Origin of the sequence: Methylobacterium sp. J-070 (genome assembly GCF_022829385.1) — a bacterium.
Lineage (GTDB): Bacteria > Pseudomonadota > Alphaproteobacteria > Rhizobiales > Beijerinckiaceae > Methylobacterium.
Genome location: NZ_JAKSXX010000078.1, coordinates 1 through 301, shown reverse-complemented (window position 1 = coordinate 301; position 301 = coordinate 1). Strand labels below are relative to the sequence as shown.

Here is a 301-nt window from a genome sequence, read left to right as displayed (position 1 = left end):
GAGGGTGCGCGCCTGGAACACCACGCCGAGGCGGGCGAGCGCCCGGGACGGTTCCCGGTCCAGCGCGTGGCCGAAGATCGAGACCCGTCCGGGCTGGTTGGTGTAGAGCCGGGTGCTCACCGAGAGCAACGTGGTCCCTGCGAGGCCCCGCGCGCCGGTGGCGGCACCGCCGGAGCGGACGATCCGGCGGCGTCCGGTGTCGGCCTCCAGGCCGCGGGCGAGCAGCCCGTCGTTGGTGCGGTCGTACGGCCCGGCGATCCCGACCCGCCAGTCCACGCAGCCGGACCCCGCCCACGCGCCC

Annotated in this window: 1 pseudogene; it reads right to left on the bottom strand. The window is 77.1% G+C overall.

Annotation, left to right across the window (positions count from 1 at the left end):
• Positions 1-276, bottom strand: a pseudogene (locus tag MKL01_RS06310) (hypothetical protein); the annotation flags it as partial.
• Positions 277-301 lie beyond the last annotated feature (25 nt).